We start from the raw sequence: 16,205 nt of genomic DNA, 5'->3' as shown, positions 1-16,205 counted from the left end.
CACGTGCTCGACCAGAAGGTGCACAACCTCAACCCCGACTACTTCTCCTACACCGTCAGCAAGCTGGCGCTGGCCGGCGCCGTCGCCCTGCAGGCGCAGGCGCTGGCGCCGCGCGTGCGCGTGTGCGGCCTGTCGCCCGGGCTGATGTACCTGAGCGGCCCGCAGACCGAGGACAACTTCGCCCGCGCCAGCCGCGTCAACCTGCTGCAGCGCGCCATCGACCCGGCCCAGGTCGCCCGCTGCGCCCTCTTCATCGCCGAGAACGACGCCCTCAACGGCACCACCCTGCAGGCCGACAACGGCCAGCACCTGGTGGCGCTGGACCGCGACGTCATGTTTGCCGTCGACGGCGCCGCCCGGGGGCCTGCCGCGTGACGTCCATGCTGCTGGCCTTTGCCGTGCTCGAGCCGCGCCTGGCGACCGACTGCCGCCTGCTCAGCCTGCGCCGCCACGAGGTGGCCGTGCGCATCGGCGTGCACGACTTCGAGCGCCAGGCGCCGCAGCGCCTGTGGTTCGACGTCGACCTGTGCGTGCGCCTGGACGACGCGCCGGCGGCGCAGGACGACATTGCCGACACCCTCGACTACGACTTCATCCGCGCGCTCATCGCCGGCGTCGTCGGCCGCCAGCACCACGAGCTGCAGGAAACCCTGTGCGATGCCGTGCTCGCCGGCGTGCTCGCCCACGCCAAGGTGCAGGCCGCGCGCGTGGCCACGCGCAAGCCCGACGTCTACCCCGACAGCGCCTCGGTCGGCGTCGAGCGCGTGGCCGTCAAGCCCTGGTAAGCCAGCCTCCACCCATGGCCAGTTCCACCCGACCCCCGCGCGGCCAGCAGTTGCTGCAGCTCACCGGCCTGCGCTTCGCCGCCAACCTCGGCATCCTCGACCACGAGCGGCGCGCCCCGCAGCCGATCCAGGTCGACGCCGAGCTCAACCTGGGCGACCAGCCGCTGCGCCCGCGCGACGACCACATCACCCACGTGCTCGACTACCGCAAGGTGCGCCAGATCATCATCGACGAATGCACCGCCGAGCACGTCAACCTGCTCGAGACCCTGATCGGCAAGCTGTGCCAGCGCCTGCTCGGCCTGCACGGCGTCCAGGGCGTGCGCGTCAAGATCACCAAGCTCGAGATCTTCGACGACTGCGAAGTCGCCATCCGCATGGAAGCCGGGCGCTGGTAGCGCCTACACTGCCGCGCTTCGAGGGCCGGCTGTCGCGCACGCGTCAAGCCGTCTTGCCAGCGCTCCACCCACTGCCTAGACTGTCGTGCAGGCGACGATTCAGGCAACGCTGAACACGCTCTTGTGATGGCGCGCGGCCCTGCAGGGGGGCGGGATGCAGGGCGCACGGGGGGGTTCAGCGTTGCCCAGGGTGGCCTTGCATCGAACCAGTCGCGTCGCCGGGTCCCCGTGTGGTGCCGGCACAGGTCAACCATAACGAGGAGACACGGTGGAAATCCTGTTTCAGCAAATCCTGAACGGACTCACGCTGGGCGGCATCTACAGCCTGGTGGCGCTGGGCCTCACGCTGGTGTTCGGCATCCTCGAGGTGCCCAACTTCGCGCACGGGGCGTTCTACATGGTCGGCGCCTTCGTGTCGTACCTGCTGATGACCTCGGTCGGCCTCAACTACTGGGTCGCCATGCTGGGCTCGGCGGTGGTGCTGGCGGGGCTGTCGGTGGTCGCCGAGCGGCTGGTGTTCAACCCCTTGCGCAATGCCTCGCTGCTGCACCCGATGGTGGCGGCGATCGGCCTGCTGCTGTTCATGGAAGCCAGTGCGCAGGCGCTCTGGGGCGCCGACTTCCGCCAGATGCCGGCGCCCTACGACGGCATCGTCAACATCCTGGGCGCCACAGCGCCGGTGCAGCGCCTGCTGATCATCGTCGGCGCCTTCGTGCTGATGCTGGCGCTGCACCTGTTCCTCACGCGCACCACGCTGGGCTCCAGCATCATCGCCATGGCGCAGAACCGCGAGGGCGCCGCGCTCATGGGCATCGACCCGACGCGCGTGTCCATGCTCACCTTCGCCATCTCGGGCGTGCTGGTGGCGGTGGCCGCGACCCTGTTCGCGCCGATCTCGCTGGTCTCGCCCTCGATGGGCAACCTGGTGGTGATGAAGGCCTTCGTCATCATCATCCTGGGGGGCATGGGCAGCATTCCGGGGGCCATCGTCGGCGGGCTGATCATCGGCTTCGCCGAGGCCTTCACCGCCTTCTACATCTCGACCGACTACAAGGACATCGGCGCCTTCCTGCTGCTGGTGGTCATCCTGTCGATCCGGCCAAGCGGCCTGTTTGGCCACGGGGGGCGCTGATCATGAAGATGCCTGGAGGACGCATTGGCTGGGGCCTGTTGTTCGTGGCGGGGCTGCTGTTCCCGCTGGTGGCGAGCAACGACTACCTGCTCACCGTGATGGCGACAGCCTACATCTTCGCCATCGCCACGCTCGGCCTGAACCTCATCACCGGCTACACCGGCCAGTACAACCTCGCGCACGCCGCCTTCATGGCCATCGGCGCCTACACCGTCGGCCTGCTCACGGTCGACTACGAATGGCCGTTCTGGCTCGCCTTCGTCGCCGGCGTGGTGCCGGTGCTGGTGGTCGGCATTCCGCTCGGTTGGCTGTCGCTGCGCCTGAAGGGGCACTATTTCGCCATCTTCACGCTCTGCCTCGGCTACATCATCTTCATCATCATCGAGAAGTGGGAAGCCCTGACGCACGGCGTGGTCGGCGTCATCGGCATCCCGGCGCCGGCCGGCATCCCCGACACGCCGCTGGCGGCCTACTACCTGGTGTTCGCCTTCCTCTGCCTGAGCGTGTGGCTGATGCTGCGCATCGTCAACTCGCTGCTCGGACGCACCTTCATGGCGATCCGCAACGGCGACGACCTGGCGCAGGCGCTGGGCATCCACCTGGCGCGTGTCAAGCTCCTGTCCTTCGTCATCTCCATCCTCTACGCCGGCCTGGCCGGCGGTCTGTACGCCGGCTTCGTGCGCTTCCTCAGCCCCGACATCGCCAGCGAACTGCACACCTTCGAGATGACCATGTACATGCTGGTTGGCGGCCTGGGCACGGTGCTCGGCCCGCTGCTGGGCGCCATCCTGGTGCCCTGGGTCACGCAGTACCTGCAATTCCTGGCCGACTTCCGCTTCATCATCTTCGGCCCGCTGCTGATCCTGATGGTCATCTTTGCGCCGCACGGCATCGTCGGCAGCTATCTCGAGCGCAAGGCGCGCCGCGCCGCGGCCGCGTCGCCTGCCGCGCCCGCACCTGCGGCCGGCGCCGGCAAGGAGGCCCCCCATGCTTAAGGTCGAACACCTCACCAAGCGCTTTGGCGGCAACGTCGCCGTCAACGACGTCAGCACCGTCGTCGAGCGCGGCAAGATCAACGCCATCATCGGCCCCAACGGCGCCGGCAAGACCACCTTCTTCAACCTCATCAGCGGCGTGCACAAGCCTTCCGCTGGCACGCTCACCTACGAGGGCGCCGATATCACCGACCTGCGGCCCGACGAGGTGGCCGTGCTCGGCATCGCGCGCACCTTCCAGGCCACCACGCTGTTCGACGTCGCCACCGTGCTCGACAACCTGATCGTCGGCCACCGCCTGCGCACGCGTTCGGGCATCCTGGACGTGATCCTCGGCTCGCAGCGCCTGAAGACCGAGGAGCGCGTGTGCCGCGAGAAGGCACGCGCCGCGCTCGACTTCGTCGGCTTGTCCCACATCGAGAACCGCCTGGCCGGCGACATCACGCAGGAGCAGCGCAAGCGCGTCGCCTTCGCGCTGGCGCTGGCCACCGAGCCCAGGCTGCTGCTGCTCGACGAACCCGCCGGCGGGGTCAACCCCGAGGAGACCTGGGGCCTGGCCGACCTCATCCGCAAGATGGTCGGCACCGGCCTGACGGTCTGCCTGATCGAGCACAAGATGGACATGATCATGAGCCTGGCCGACAAGATCCTGGTGCTCAACTTCGGCGAGAAGATCGCCGAGGGCACGCCGGACGAAATCCGCGCCAATCCGGCGGTGATCGACGCCTACCTGGGGGCCGAGCATGCTGACATTGACTGACCTCACCCTGTCGTACGGCAGCTTTCGCGCGCTCGAGGGCATCAGCCTGCACGCCGACTCGGGCGAACTGGTGGTACTGCTGGGCGCCAACGGCGCCGGCAAGAGCTCCACCTTCCGCGCCATCAGCGGCCTGCACAAGGCCGGCGGCAGCGCCCGCTTCGGCGGCGCCGAGCTGCTCGGCCTCAAGTCGGCCCAGGTCGTGCGCCATGGGGTCGTCCAGTGCCCCGAGGGGCGCAAGCTGTTCCCCATGATGTCGGTCGAGAAGAACCTGCTGCTGGGCGCCTACGTCTATGCCTCCGACAAGGCCGGCAACCAGCAGGCGCTGCAGCAGATCTACCAGACCTTCCCGATCCTGGCCGAGAAGCGCAACGATCCTGCCGGCTCGCTCAGCGGCGGCCAGCAGCAGATGGTGGCCATCGGTCGCGCCCTCATGGGGCGCCCCAAGTTGCTCATGCTCGACGAACCCTCGCTCGGCCTGGCGCCGCTGGTGGTCAAGCAGATGTTCGGGATCATCCAGGACATCAACCGCCGCGGCACCACCGTGCTGCTGGCCGAGCAGAACGCCTACGCCGCGCTCAAGATTTCCAACCGCGCCTACGTCATGGAGCGCGGCCGGATCGTCATGGAAGGCGACAGCAAGACCCTGCTGGGCGACGAGCGCATCCGCAAGGCCTACATCGGCGGTTGAGCTGCTTCCTGTTATTCCATGGAGACCGATCATGATGTTGACACGTCGAACCACCCTGGCCGCGGCGCTGACCCTGGCGCTGGCGGGCCTGGCGGCGACGCCTGCGGCCCGGGCGCAGCAGGAGGTCACGCTCGGCTATTCGGGCCCGCTGTCCGGAGGCGCCGCCTTGTACGGCAAGAACGTGCTCGAAGGCATCGAGATGGCGATCGGCGAGATCAACGCCGCCGGCCTGGACGTGGGCGGCAAGAAGGTCGTGCTCAAGGTCGTCGCGCTGGACGACCAGTACAACCCCAGCCAGACTGCCATCAACGCGCAGCGCCTGGTGCAGCAGAACAAGGCCGCGGTCATGCTGGTGCCGCATTCCGGCGGCATCTTTGCCGTCATGACGCGCAACCAGCAGCAGAAGCTGCTGTTGCTGGCCTACAGCAGCGTGCCGCGCATCACCGAGCAGCAGAACAGGCTCACCGTGCGCGTGACCGCGCCCTACACCGCCTACGTCGACGTCTTCGTCCGCTACGGCATCGACAAGCTGGGCAAGACCGGGGCCATGGCCGAGACCGACAGCGACTACGGCAAGGCCTGGTCCGCCGCGTTCCAGCCGGCCTGGGAAAAGGCCGGCGGCAAGATCGCCATCCACAACGCGCTCAGCTACAACAAGTCGGCCGACTTCTACGCCGGTGTCAGCCGCGTGCTGGCCGACAAGCCCGACGCCATCCTGATCGGCGGCCCCTCCGAGCCCACCGGCCTGGTGGTCAAGCAGGCGCGCGAACTGGGTTACAAGGGCGGCTTCATGCTGATCGACCAGGCCAAGCTGGAAGAGGTGCAGGCCATCACCGGCGGCTACCAGGCGCTGGAGGGATCGGTCGGCATCCTGCCGCTCGACGCCAACCCCAGCCCCGACGTCAAGGGCTTCGTCGAGCGCTACCAGAAGATCCACAAGGACAAGACGCCGACCTACGAGCAGGCGCTCAACTACATCAACGTCCATGCGCTCGCGCAGGCCATGAAGCTCGCCGGCAGCCCCAGCGACGCCAGCGCGATCCGCGCCCAGATGGATGCTGCCTACAAGGCCTTGCCAGCGGCCGTCAACTTCTTCGGCTACACCGGCGTCGACGCCGACGGCGGCACGCTGCTCAAGCCGCTGGTGGGCGTGGTCGAGGGCGGCAAGGTTCGCCAGCTCACCGTCGACTGAGGCGGCGCGCATCGGTCCGCGGCCCGCGCCGCGGCACATCAGGTTTCCACATCGTTTTGCTTACTGGAGGTCCACACCCATGACAATCACTCGACGCACCACCATCCTGGCCGGCCTGGTCGTTTCCGGCCTGACCTTCGCACCGCTCTCGGCGCAAGCCCAGGACGTGGTCAAGATCGGCTTTTCCGGTCCGCTCTCGGGCGGCGCCGCCTTCTACGGCAAGAACGTGCTGGACGGCATGAAGATGGCCGCCGACGAGATCAATGCCAAGGGCTTCGAGGTCGGCGGCAAGAAGGTGAACTTCGAGATCATCGGCCTGGACGACAAGTACAACCCGAGCGAGACCGCCATCAACGCGCAGCGCCTGGTGCAGCAGGACAAGATCGCCGCGATCGTGGTGCCCCACTCCGGCGGCATCTTTGCCGTGCAGACGCGCAACCAGCAGCAGAACCTGCTGCTGCTCGCCTATTCCAGCCTGCCCGAGATCACCGCGCGCGGCAACAAGCTGACGATCCAGTTGCCGCCCAACATCACCGACTACCTCAAGCCGTTCATCGGCTATTCGATGGGCAAGTTCGGCAAGAACCTGGCCGTGGCCGTGACCGATTCGGATTACGGCAAGGTCTGGGAAAAGACCTTCAAGCCAGCCTGGGAGCAGGCCGGCGGCAAGATCGTCGCCGACAACCCGCTCAGCTACAACAAGTCGGCCGATTTCTACAGTGGCGTCAGCAAGGTGCTGGCGGCCAAGCCCGACGTCATGCTGATCGGCGGCCCCTCCGAACCCACCGGCCTCGTGGTCAAGCAGGCGCGCGAGCTGGGCTTCAAGGGGGGCTTCCTGCTGATCGACCAGGCCAAGGCCGACGAGGTCGCCACCGTGGCCGGCGGCCTGGCGGCGCTCAACGGCACCATGGGCGTGCTGCCCACGATGGCGGACGAGAGCCCCGCCGCCGTCGAGTTCGTCAAGCGCGCCCAGCAGATCTACCCGGGCCGCATCATTGGCAGCGACTTCGCCATCCCCTACATCGGCGTCTACATGCTCACCGAGGCCATGAAGCTGGCGGGCAGCACCAGCGACGCGGCGGCCATTCGCGCCAAGGGCGGCGACGCCTACAAGGCCTTGCCCGAATCGGTCAACTTCCTGCTCTACAAGGGCATGAACGAAAACGGCCTCTCGCTCTTCGATGGGCGCGTCGCCGTGGTCGAGGACGGCAAGATTCGCGAAGTCAAGATCTCCGATTTCTGAGCACGGCGGCGCGCGCGCGAACGCCGCGGCCTGCCCAGTCGGGCGGGCCGCGCGCCCCGCGGCGCCACCGGCAACTGCAGGGCCAGACCATGAAAAAGGCAGACATCCTCAAGCAGCTCACCACGCCGATCGGCGGACCGGCGTTCACCCGGGGGCCGTTTCGCTTCTACAACCGCGAGTACTTCAACATCCTCTACCGCACCGACTACGACGCGCTGCGCGCCGTGGTGCCCGAGCCGCTCGAGATCGACGAACCGCTGGTGCGCTGGGAGGTCATGCGCATGCCCGACACCGAGGGCCTGGGCGATTACACCGAATGCGGCCAGGCGATCCAGGTGCGCCTCGGCCAGGAGAAGGGCGAATACCTGCACGCCATGTACCTGGACAACCTGCCGGCCCTCGCCTCGGGCCGCGAGGTCAGCGCCTATCCCAAGAAATGGGGCGCGCCGCGGCTCTATGTCGACTCCGACACCCTGGTCGGCACGCTCGACTACGGCACCCTGCGCGTGGCCACGGCCACCATGGGCTACAAGCACCGCCGGCTCGATCCCGAGCAGGCCAGGGCCGAGCTGTGCCTGCCGACCTTCATGCTCAAGCTGCTGTGGACCTACGACAGCCCCGAGCCGCGCGGCGAGCCGCGCATCGCCGAGCTGCTGCGCACCCAGATCACCGACATCACCATCAAGGGCGCCTGGAAGGGCCCGGCGCGGCTGCAGCTGTTCGAGCACGCCCTCGCGCCCATGGCCGACTTCCCGGTGCGCGAGATCGTCAGCGCCAGCCACATCCTGACCGACCTCACGCTGGCGCGCGCGAAGCGCTGCCACGACTACCTGGACGACGCGTCCTGAGGGGCGGGGAGGCGGCAAGCCATGAGCGACACCACCGCATCCGCGGCCATCCTGGACCGCTACCACGACACCTGCATCATCGGCGCCGGCGTGATCGGGGCCTCCTGGGCCGCGCTGTTCCTGGCCCATGGCCTGAACGTGGTCGTCCACGACCCGCAGCCCGACATCGAGCAGCGTGTGCATGACTTCCTGCGCAAAGCCGCGCCGACGCTGCGCGCGCTCGAGCTGCCGCACGAGGGCCTCGAGAAGAACCTGCGCTTCGAGCCCGATCTCGCGCGCGCCGTGGCGGGCGCCGACCTGGTGCAGGAAAACGGCCCCGAGCGCAGCGAATGGAAGCAGCAGCTCTGGGCGCAAATCGAGCAGGCCGTGCCCAGGCATGCCTTGCTGCTGTCGTCCAGCTCGGCACGCATCGCCACCGAGCAGGGCCAGCTCATGCGGGACGCCAGCCGCCTGCTGGTCGGCCACCCGTTCAATCCGCCGCACCTGATCCCGTTGGTCGAGGTGGTGCCCGGCACGCGCACCGACCCCCAGGCCACCGCCGACGCGGTCGCCTTCTACCGCGCGCTTGGCAAGGAGCCGCGCGTGCTGCGCAAGGAGATGCGCGGCTTCGTGGCCAATCGCCTGCAGGGCGTGATCATGCGCGAGGCCTGCTACCTGGTGCAGCAGGGCGTGGTCACGATCGAGGAGCTGGACGACATCGTCACCAACTCCATCGGCCTGCGCTGGGCCGTCAACGGGCCGTTCAGCTCCTTCTACATGGGCGGCGGGCCGACCGGCTTTCGCGGCTACTTCAAGCAGTTCGGCCCCGGCATGAAGGTGAGCTGGGCCAACCCTTCGCCCATCGAGTACACGGACGCGGTGGCGCAGCTCATCATCGAGCAGGGCGACGCCGCCTATGGCGCCACCCCCATGGCGCAGATGGAGCGCCGGCGCGACGATACCCAGATCGCCCTGCTGCGCGCGCGCGCCGGCGTGACGGACGAGGGGGAGCGCGACGCCTAGCCCGCGCGCACGGACATCGGCGCATCCGCCACCCCGTCCGCGCCACCGCCGTTCAGCAGGAGACAAGCCATGGAACCCATCTTCGCAGGACTGAAGGTCATCGACTGCGGCAGCTTCATCGCCTCGCCCGTGGCGGCCACGCTGCTGGCCGACTATGGGGCCGACGTCATCAAGATCGAGCCGCCCGGCGGCGACACCTCGCGCATCCTGCCCAGCCTGCCGGGCATGCCCAAGGCCGGCGACCATCCCTACACCTGGATGCTCGACAACCGCGGCAAGCGCGGCCTGGCACTCGACCTGCGCCTGCCCGAGGCTCAGGCCGTGCTGCAGCGCCTCGCCGCTCAGGCCGACATCTTCATCACCAACTATCCGCTGCAGGCACGCGCCAGGCTCGGGCTGGACCATGAGCGCCTGATGGCCCGGAACGATCGTCTCATCTACGCTTCCTTCACCGGCTATGGCGAAACCGGCCCCGAGGCCAACAAGCCCGGCTTCGACATCACCGCCTACTGGGCGCGCTCCGGCCTCATGGCCATGGTGCTGCCCGATGCCGGCTCGCCGCCGGCGCGCGCGCTGCCCGGCATGGGCGACCATCCCTCCGGCGTCTCGCTGTTTGCCGCCATCATGGTGGCGCTCTACCAGCGCGAGCGCACCGGCCGCGGCACGCGGGTCGGCTCCTCCCTGCTGGCCAACGGCATGTGGGCCAACGGCACCCAGATCCAGGCGGCGCTGTGCGGTGGCAGCTTCAGCAAGCGACCGCCGCGCGAGGAGTATTTCAACGCGCTCAGTTGCCACTATCGCTGCCGCGACCGGCACTGGCTGATCCTGACCACCGTCAACGAGGAGCGCGACTGGCCCCGGCTCGCCGAGTGCCTGGGCCTGGCCGAACTGGTGCAGGACGCGCGCTTTGGCACGCGCGCCGCCCGCTACGACAACCGCGTCGCGCTGATCGCGCACTTCGACGCGGCGTTTGCCTCGCGCGACCGTGACGACTGGTGCCGCATCCTCGGCGAGGCCGGCGTCGTGTTCGAGCGCATCGCCGAAATGGCCGATATGGCCGGCGACGAGCAGTCCCGGATCGCCGGCGTGCTGGTGCCCTTCGCCGACGACCCCGCGGCCCTGACCCTCGCCGGGCCCTTCTACGTCGACGGTGCCGGCGTCTCCGCACCCGGCAAGGCACCCGCGATCGGCGAGCACACCGACGCCATCCTGCGCCAGGCCGGCTATGGCGCCGCCGAGATCACCGCTCTGCGTCAGGCCAGGGCCATTGCCTGAGAGCCTGTGCCGCCCGCGCCCGCCACTCGACCATCCCCAGCCCATCCCCCGACCGCCACGGCATGACCCCATCCCCCTTCCAACCCCTCCACGCCGCCATGCGCGCCCAGGTCGCGCAGGGCTTCCTGCCTGGCGTCGCCACCGCCGTCCTGCGCGGGCGCGAGGTGGTCGACCGCTTCGTATGCGGCCAGGCCGACGTCGAGGCCGGCGTGCCGCTGCGCGGCGACCACATCTTCCGCGTCTTCTCCAACACCAAGCTGCTCACCTCCTGCGCCGTGCTGCTGCTGCTGGAGGACGGGCGGCTGCGGCTGGACGATCCGGTCGAGCGCTACCTGCCGGCGCTGGCCCACCGCCAGGTGCTGCGTCCCGGCGCCCAGCGCATCGACGAGGTCGAGCCGGCGCGCCGCTCGATCACCCTGCAGCACCTGATGACCCACACCTCGGGCCTGGGCTACGGCGCCTTCGACCCCGGCACCCTGCTGTTCGAGGCCTACCAGGCCGCCGGGGTGCACAACCCCCTGCTCACGCAGCAGCAGTTCATCGACACCCTGGCGCCGCTGCCGCTGGGCTTCCAGCCCGGCGAGCGCTGGGAGTATTCGCTCGCCACCGACGTGCTCGGCTGCGTGGTCGAGGTGGTCTCCGGCCTGGCCCTGGGCGACTTCTTCCAGCAGCGCATCTGCGGCCCCCTGGGCATGACCGACACCGCCTTCTGGGTGCCCGAGGACAAGCGCCCGCGCCTGGCCGCGCTGTACGGCGGCGTCGACTTCATGGACCCCCTGAAGCCCGGCCTGGTGCGCATGGACGACGCGCCGTTCCCGGGGGCCTACACCAGCCCCAGGCTGCGCCAGTCGGGCGGCGGTGGCCTGGTCTCCACGCTGGACGACACGGTGCGCCTGATCCAGGCCCTGATGCCCGGCAGCGAGGCCCTGCTGAAGCCCGACACGCTCGCCGCCATGTGCCGCAACCAGGTCGCGCCCGGCCAGTACGTGCAGTTCCCCAACATGCCGGCCAACCCCGGCCGCCTGTTCGGCCTGGGCTCCTCGGTGCTGGTCCAGCCGGGGCCGTTCGACCCGCCCACCGCCACCGACGAGGTGAGCTGGGGCGGCCTGGCCGGCACCGTGTGGTGGATCAACCCGCGCCTCGCCATCGCCGGCGTGCTGATGACGCAGCGCTACTACGGCTTCGGCAACCCCTACACCTTCGAATTCCACAACCTCGCGTACCAGGCCCTCGGCTGCTGAATGCGTGGGTGACAGCACGCTGCCGCTCGGCTACAGTCAATCGCAACGAACTCCCGCGCACGCCATGGTCACCTCTCCGTTTCCCGATCCGCTGCAGTTCTGGCGCGACGCCGTCAACCAGCTCGAAAAGGACGCCAACGCCCTGGCCGCCGGCGGGCTCAAGACGCCCGAGCTGATGCGCTCGCTGCAGCAGGCTTCCAACGTCTCGCTCGGCCTGCAGCAGGCCTACGAGAAGGCGCTCGAAGCCCACCTGCAGCGCATCAACCTGCCGAGCCGCCGGCAACTGGCCGAGCTGGCCGAGGTGCTCGAGCGCATCGAGCACAAGCTCGACCGGCTGCTGCCGCCCGACAGCACCACCCCGCGCCCCGCGCGCACGCGGCGTCCGGCGGCCGCGCCCGAGCCCGCAGCCGCGCCCGCCCGCACGCGCAAGCCCGCCGCTCCCGCCAGGCCGGCCCGCGCCGCGCGCAAGGCCGCCGCCAGGGGCTGATCCGCACACCCGCCATGGCCAGCCCCCGCACCCCGGCCGCCGCCGACCCGCTGCTCACCGAGCGCCTGCGCCAGGAGGTCGAGCGCGCCGTGCAGCGCGGGCTGCGCGGCTTCGAGCTGCTCGGCGCGCCGCCGCCCGCGGTCGGGCGCACGCCCAAGACCGTGCTGCACCGGCGCGGCACGCTCGAGCTGGTGCACTACCACGCCCAGGCCGGCGAGGTCTACCGCATCCCGATCCTGATCGTCATGGCGCCCACCAACAAGGGCTACATCCTCGACCTCACCCCCGGCCAGAGCCTGGTCGAGTACCTGCTGCAGCGCGGCTACGACGTCTACATGATCGACTGGAACGCGCCGACGGCCGCCGAGCGCGACCTCGGCCTGGCCGACTACGCGCTCGACTTCATCCCCGACGCCATCCGCCGCGTGCAGCAGGATTCGGGCGAGCAGGACGTCAACCTCGTCTCCTACTGCGCCGGCGGCCTGCTCTCGGTGCTCTACCTGGCGCTCACGCCCGACTCGCCGGTGCGCAACCTGGCCTGCTTCACCACGCCGATCGACTTCTCGCACATGGAGCTGTTTCGCGCCATGTCCGACGAGGCCACGTTCGACGTCGACGCCTTCGTCGAGCAGGTCGGCGGCATCGTGCCGGCCAGCATCGTCTCGGCCGGCTTCGAGGCGCTGCGCCCGGCCAGCCGCCTGGCCGGCCAGATCCGCCTGTGGGACAACCTCTGGAACGACCAGTTCGTCGCCGGCTTCCGCATGATGGAGCGCTGGGGCAACGAGACCCTGCCACTGCCCGGCGCCTACTTCAAGGACCAGGTCAAGCTGCTGATGCGCCAGAACGCCCTGTACGAGGGCGAGCTGCGCCTGCGCGGGCGCCTGGTCGACCTCTCGCGCATCACCATTCCGCTGCTGCACGTGGTGGCGCAATACGACCACATCGTGCCGGCCGGCTGCTCCAGGCCGCTGATCGAGCGGGTCGGCTCGCGGGACAAGGAAGAAGTCGTCCTGCCCGGTGGCCACGTCAGCCTGGCCGCCGGCGCCAACGCCATCAAGCGCCTGTGGCCCCGACTCGACGCCTGGCTGGAGAGCCGTTCCCTATGACCGAAGCACCCCGCACCTACCCGCGCCACGTCGACTGCGGCGCCGCCGCCGTCGCCATCGACCGCATGACCCCGGCCGACCAGGGCGACCTGGTCCGCTTCATCGCCGCCCTGCCGCCCGAAGACCTGCTGTTCGTGCCGCGCGACATCACCCACCCCAAGGTGATCGACGCCTGGATGCAGGCGCTCCAGACCGGCCACATCGCCAGCCTCACGGCCCGCGTCGACGGCGTGCTGGTCGGCTGCACCTCCATCTACACCGACCGCATGAGCTGGTCGCGCCACGTCGGCGAGCTGCGCGTGCTGGTGGCCGCCGGCACGCGCGGCCAGGGCATCGGCCGTGCCCTGATCCAGGAGTGCTTCCTGCAGGCGCTCGAGCTCGGCCTGGCCAAGCTGGTGGCCCACATGACCACCAACCAGGCGCGCGCCATCGCCGTCTTCGAGGACCTCGGCTTTCGCCCCGAGGCCCTGCTGAGCGGCCACGTCGCCGACCGCGCCGGCGCCCTGCACGACCTCGTCATCCTCAGCCACGACGTGCGGGCCGTGGCGGCGCGCCACGCCGCCTACGGCCTGGGCGACTCGGTCGCCGCGGGCTGACACCCACCCGGACACCAGGAACGGAGCACGACCATGGACCTTGGCGCCATGCTGGCCGGCAAGCGGGTGCTGATCACCGGCGCCTCCTCCGGCCTGGGCGAGAACTTCGCCCGCCTGTGCGCGCGCTGCGGCGCCCACGTGGTGATCGGCGCGCGGCGCCGCGATCGCCTCGACGCGCTGGCGCCCGAGCTGCGCCGGCTCGGCGCGCCCTCGGTGCGCGTGCTCACCCTCGACGTCGCCTCCGAAGCCTCGATCGAGGCCGCCTTCGCCGAGCTCGACGCCGCCGGCGAGACGCTCGACGTCGTCGTCAACAACGCCGGCATCTCCGGCGGCGCGCTCGCGCTCGACGTCGCCACCGCCGACTTCGACGCCCTGATGGCCATCAACGTGCGCGGCGTCTGGCTGGTCTCGGTGCATGCCGCGCGCCGCTGGAAGGCCGCCGGCCGCGGCGGCGCCATCGTCAACATCGCCTCCATCCAGGGCGAGCGCGTCGCGCCCGGCATCACCCCGTATTCCACCTCCAAGGCCGCCGTCGTCCACATGACCCGGAGCCTGGCGCTCGAATGGGCGCGCTGGGGCATCCGCGTCAACGCCATCGAGCCCGGCTACATCGGCACCGAGATGACCGAGGAGATGTGGAGCACCGACTACGGCAAGGCCATGATCAAGCGCATCCCCATGCGGCGCCTGGGCAAGCCCGAAGAGCTCGACGGCCTGTTCCTGCTGCTCGCCACCGAGGCCGGCTCCTGGATGACCGGCGCCTGCGTGCCGGTCGATGGCGGCCACCTGTGCTCGGCGCTGTGACGTCCGTCAACGCCTCCATCCGCATTTCAAGGGCCACCCCATGCAACACCTGAGCAACCTCGACGCCTCCTTCCTGCACTTCGAGACCCCCGAAACCCCCATGCACGTCGGCAGCCTGATGCTGCTCGAGCTGCCGCCGGGCTTCCAGGGCGACTTCTACGAGCAGGTCAAGGCCATGATCGGCGAGCGCGTGCACCTGGCGCGCATGCTCACGCGCAAGCTCGCGCAGATGCCGTTCGAGCTCGCCGAGCCGGTCTGGATCGACGACGACGACATCGACCTCGACTACCACGTGCGCAGCCACGTGCTGCGCCGCCCCGGCTCCATGGAGCAGCTCCACCAGCTCGTCGCGCGCCTGCATTCCAGCCTGCTCGACCGCAGCCGCCCGCTCTGGGAGATGTACGTCATCGAAGGCCTCAAGGACGGCCACGTCGCCTTCTACACCAAGGCCCACCACAGCGGCGTCGACGGCAAGTCCGGCGTCGAGATGGCCAAGGTGCTCTACGACGTCTCGCCCGAAATCCGCAAGGTGCCGCCGCCGCGGCGCCGCTACCAGCGCCGCGGCTTCGGCTACCAGCTCGGCGTCACCGAGCTGCTGCAGGCCGCCGCCGCCAACGCCGCCTCGCAATACCGCAAGATGGCCGACCTGCTGCCCGCCGCCGGGCGCGCCCTCGAGGCCGCCGGCCGCGTGCTCGCCACCCAGCGCACCGCCCCCGGCGAGCGCCCGCTCAACCTGGGCCTGGCGCCCAGGACCATCTTCAACGACTCCATCACCAACCAGCGCTCCTACAGCACCATGGCGCTGCCGTTCGACGACCTCAAGGTGCTCGGCCGGCGCGTCGGCGGCACCGTCAACACCATCGTCATGGCCATGTGCAGCGGCGCCCTGCGGCGCTACCTGCAGGCGCGCGACCTGCTGCCGCGCGAATCGCTCATCGCCGCCGTCCCCGTCAGCCTGCGCGCCGAGGGCAACGACGAGATGAACAACCAGGTCACCTCGGTGCGCGTCGACCTCGCCACCGACCTGGACGATCCGGCCGCCCGCTTCAGGGCCATCCACGCCTCCTCCGAGGCCGCCAAGGCCGTGGTGCGCGAGCTGCGCCCGGTGCTCGGCGTCGACCTGCCCTCCATCGGCACGCCCTGGATCATGACCAGCCTGGCCTCGCTGTTCGGCCGCTCCGCCCTGAGCCGCGAGCTGCCGCCCCTGGCCAACGTGCTCATCTCCAACGTGCCCGGCCCCGCCACCACCCTCTACATCGCCGGCGCGCGCATGCTCTGCTTCTTCCCGGTCTCCATCCCCTACCACGGCAACGGGATCAACATCACCGTGCAAAGCTACGCCGGCTCGCTCGACTTCGGCATCACCGCCTGCCGCCGCATCCTGTCGCAGGCCGAATCCTACGAGCTCATGGGCTACCTGCGCGACGCCCTGCACGAGATCGAGCAACTGCCCAGCGTCGACGGCGCCGAGGCCCCGGCCGACGCCCCCGCCGCGCCGCGCAAGGCCGCGCGCAAGCGCGCCGCCCCGCGCGCGGCCGCCAGCGCGCCCCCGGCCGCCGGGCGCGCCAGCCCGCGCAAGACGCCCGCCCGCAAGGCCGCCGGCAAGCGCGCGGCCCGCGCCGCCTGATCGCAGTCTTTCCACCCCGCCGCAAG

General features: G+C 69.8%; 18 protein-coding genes. All 18 read left to right on the top strand.

The window, feature by feature from the left end:
* Nucleotides 1-375 (top strand): SDR family oxidoreductase (locus tag PKA16_RS06145; RefSeq protein ID WP_324401439.1); only part of this gene is annotated, 375 nt, incomplete at its 5' end.
* On the top strand, nt 372-785 hold the full coding sequence (locus PKA16_RS06140) for a dihydroneopterin aldolase (RefSeq protein WP_324401437.1): 414 nt from the start codon (nt 372-374) through the stop codon (nt 783-785). The genes PKA16_RS06145 and PKA16_RS06140, both read left to right, overlap by 4 nt.
* 14 nt (nt 786-799) lie before the next feature.
* Nucleotides 800-1,183 (top strand): dihydroneopterin aldolase, encoded by a 384-nt coding sequence (locus tag PKA16_RS06135; protein ID WP_324401435.1) that lies wholly within the window; start codon nt 800-802, stop codon nt 1,181-1,183.
* 268 nt (nt 1,184-1,451) lie between these two features.
* Nucleotides 1,452-2,315, top strand: coding sequence for a branched-chain amino acid ABC transporter permease (locus tag PKA16_RS06130; RefSeq protein ID WP_324401431.1), 864 nt, complete (start codon nt 1,452-1,454; stop codon nt 2,313-2,315).
* 2 nt (nt 2,316-2,317) lie between these two features.
* Entirely contained in the window at nt 2,318-3,310 is a 993-nt protein-coding gene (locus tag PKA16_RS06125; RefSeq protein WP_324401429.1) for a branched-chain amino acid ABC transporter permease, read from the top strand.
* The gene (locus PKA16_RS06120; protein ID WP_324401427.1) at nt 3,303-4,070 is read left to right on the top strand and encodes an ABC transporter ATP-binding protein; all 768 of its coding nucleotides are present in this window, start codon (nt 3,303-3,305) and stop codon (nt 4,068-4,070) included. Before PKA16_RS06125 ends, PKA16_RS06120 begins: the two co-directional genes overlap by 8 nt.
* Nucleotides 4,054-4,758 carry an ABC transporter ATP-binding protein gene (locus PKA16_RS06115; protein ID WP_324401424.1) on the top strand — a complete coding sequence of 235 codons (705 nt, stop codon included), beginning with the start codon at nt 4,054-4,056 and terminating at the stop codon, nt 4,756-4,758. Before PKA16_RS06120 ends, PKA16_RS06115 begins: the two co-directional genes overlap by 17 nt.
* Nucleotides 4,759-4,789: 31 nt before the next feature.
* Nucleotides 4,790-5,950 (top strand): ABC transporter substrate-binding protein, encoded by a 1,161-nt coding sequence (locus PKA16_RS06110; protein ID WP_324401423.1) that lies wholly within the window; start codon nt 4,790-4,792, stop codon nt 5,948-5,950.
* Nucleotides 5,951-6,029: 79 nt separating this feature from the next.
* A complete protein-coding gene (locus PKA16_RS06105) occupies nt 6,030-7,193 on the top strand; it encodes an ABC transporter substrate-binding protein (protein ID WP_324401421.1) in 1,164 nt (387 codons plus the stop codon).
* Between the two features lie 89 nt (nt 7,194-7,282).
* Entirely contained in the window at nt 7,283-8,041 is a 759-nt protein-coding gene (locus tag PKA16_RS06100) for an acetoacetate decarboxylase (protein WP_324401419.1), read from the top strand.
* A gap of 21 nt (nt 8,042-8,062) precedes the next feature.
* Nucleotides 8,063-9,043 (top strand): 3-hydroxyacyl-CoA dehydrogenase NAD-binding domain-containing protein, encoded by a 981-nt coding sequence (locus PKA16_RS06095; protein WP_324401417.1) that lies wholly within the window; start codon nt 8,063-8,065, stop codon nt 9,041-9,043.
* 69 nt (nt 9,044-9,112) lie between these two features.
* A complete protein-coding gene (locus tag PKA16_RS06090) occupies nt 9,113-10,318 on the top strand; it encodes a CoA transferase (RefSeq protein WP_324401415.1) in 1,206 nt (401 codons plus the stop codon).
* A 62-nt stretch (nt 10,319-10,380) separates the two neighbouring features.
* The gene (locus PKA16_RS06085; protein ID WP_324401413.1) at nt 10,381-11,559 is read left to right on the top strand and encodes a serine hydrolase domain-containing protein; all 1,179 of its coding nucleotides are present in this window, start codon (nt 10,381-10,383) and stop codon (nt 11,557-11,559) included.
* Nucleotides 11,560-11,623: 64 nt separating this feature from the next.
* Nucleotides 11,624-12,046, top strand: coding sequence for a hypothetical protein (locus PKA16_RS06080; protein ID WP_324401411.1), 423 nt, complete (start codon nt 11,624-11,626; stop codon nt 12,044-12,046).
* Between the two features lie 14 nt (nt 12,047-12,060).
* The gene (locus PKA16_RS06075; protein ID WP_324401409.1) at nt 12,061-13,152 is read left to right on the top strand and encodes an alpha/beta fold hydrolase; all 1,092 of its coding nucleotides are present in this window, start codon (nt 12,061-12,063) and stop codon (nt 13,150-13,152) included.
* Nucleotides 13,149-13,748: a GNAT family N-acetyltransferase gene (locus tag PKA16_RS06070; RefSeq protein WP_324401407.1), complete on the top strand. Its 600-nt coding sequence runs from the start codon at nt 13,149-13,151 to the stop codon at nt 13,746-13,748. The genes PKA16_RS06075 and PKA16_RS06070 overlap by 4 nt, the downstream gene beginning before the upstream one ends.
* Before the next feature lie 33 nt (nt 13,749-13,781).
* A complete protein-coding gene (locus tag PKA16_RS06065; protein ID WP_324401405.1) occupies nt 13,782-14,552 on the top strand; it encodes a glucose 1-dehydrogenase in 771 nt (256 codons plus the stop codon).
* 40 nt (nt 14,553-14,592) lie between these two features.
* On the top strand, nt 14,593-16,179 hold the full coding sequence (locus PKA16_RS06060; RefSeq protein ID WP_324401403.1) for a wax ester/triacylglycerol synthase family O-acyltransferase: 1,587 nt from the start codon (nt 14,593-14,595) through the stop codon (nt 16,177-16,179).
* Nucleotides 16,180-16,205: the final 26 nt, after the last annotated feature.

The sequence above is a fragment of the Ottowia sp. genome (assembly GCF_035325765.1).
Lineage (GTDB): Bacteria > Pseudomonadota > Gammaproteobacteria > Burkholderiales > Burkholderiaceae_C > Ottowia.
The sequence above is the reverse complement of the archived record's forward strand: the minus strand, read 5'-3'. Positions and strand labels throughout refer to the sequence as shown.

Coding starts and splice junctions, on each gene's coding strand:
- PKA16_RS06135 (WP_324401435.1), top strand. CDS start 800: ATGGCCAGTTCCACCCGACCCCCGCGCGGCCAGCAGTTGCTGCAGCTC.
- PKA16_RS06125 (WP_324401429.1), top strand. CDS start 2,318: ATGAAGATGCCTGGAGGACGCATTGGCTGGGGCCTGTTGTTCGTGGCG.
- PKA16_RS06120 (WP_324401427.1), top strand. CDS start 3,303: ATGCTTAAGGTCGAACACCTCACCAAGCGCTTTGGCGGCAACGTCGCC.
- PKA16_RS06115 (WP_324401424.1), top strand. CDS start 4,054: ATGCTGACATTGACTGACCTCACCCTGTCGTACGGCAGCTTTCGCGCG.
- PKA16_RS06110 (WP_324401423.1), top strand. CDS start 4,790: ATGATGTTGACACGTCGAACCACCCTGGCCGCGGCGCTGACCCTGGCG.
- PKA16_RS06105 (WP_324401421.1), top strand. CDS start 6,030: ATGACAATCACTCGACGCACCACCATCCTGGCCGGCCTGGTCGTTTCC.
- PKA16_RS06100 (WP_324401419.1), top strand. CDS start 7,283: ATGAAAAAGGCAGACATCCTCAAGCAGCTCACCACGCCGATCGGCGGA.
- PKA16_RS06095 (WP_324401417.1), top strand. CDS start 8,063: ATGAGCGACACCACCGCATCCGCGGCCATCCTGGACCGCTACCACGAC.
- PKA16_RS06090 (WP_324401415.1), top strand. CDS start 9,113: ATGGAACCCATCTTCGCAGGACTGAAGGTCATCGACTGCGGCAGCTTC.
- PKA16_RS06085 (WP_324401413.1), top strand. CDS start 10,381: ATGACCCCATCCCCCTTCCAACCCCTCCACGCCGCCATGCGCGCCCAG.
- PKA16_RS06080 (WP_324401411.1), top strand. CDS start 11,624: ATGGTCACCTCTCCGTTTCCCGATCCGCTGCAGTTCTGGCGCGACGCC.
- PKA16_RS06075 (WP_324401409.1), top strand. CDS start 12,061: ATGGCCAGCCCCCGCACCCCGGCCGCCGCCGACCCGCTGCTCACCGAG.
- PKA16_RS06070 (WP_324401407.1), top strand. CDS start 13,149: ATGACCGAAGCACCCCGCACCTACCCGCGCCACGTCGACTGCGGCGCC.
- PKA16_RS06065 (WP_324401405.1), top strand. CDS start 13,782: ATGGACCTTGGCGCCATGCTGGCCGGCAAGCGGGTGCTGATCACCGGC.
- PKA16_RS06060 (WP_324401403.1), top strand. CDS start 14,593: ATGCAACACCTGAGCAACCTCGACGCCTCCTTCCTGCACTTCGAGACC.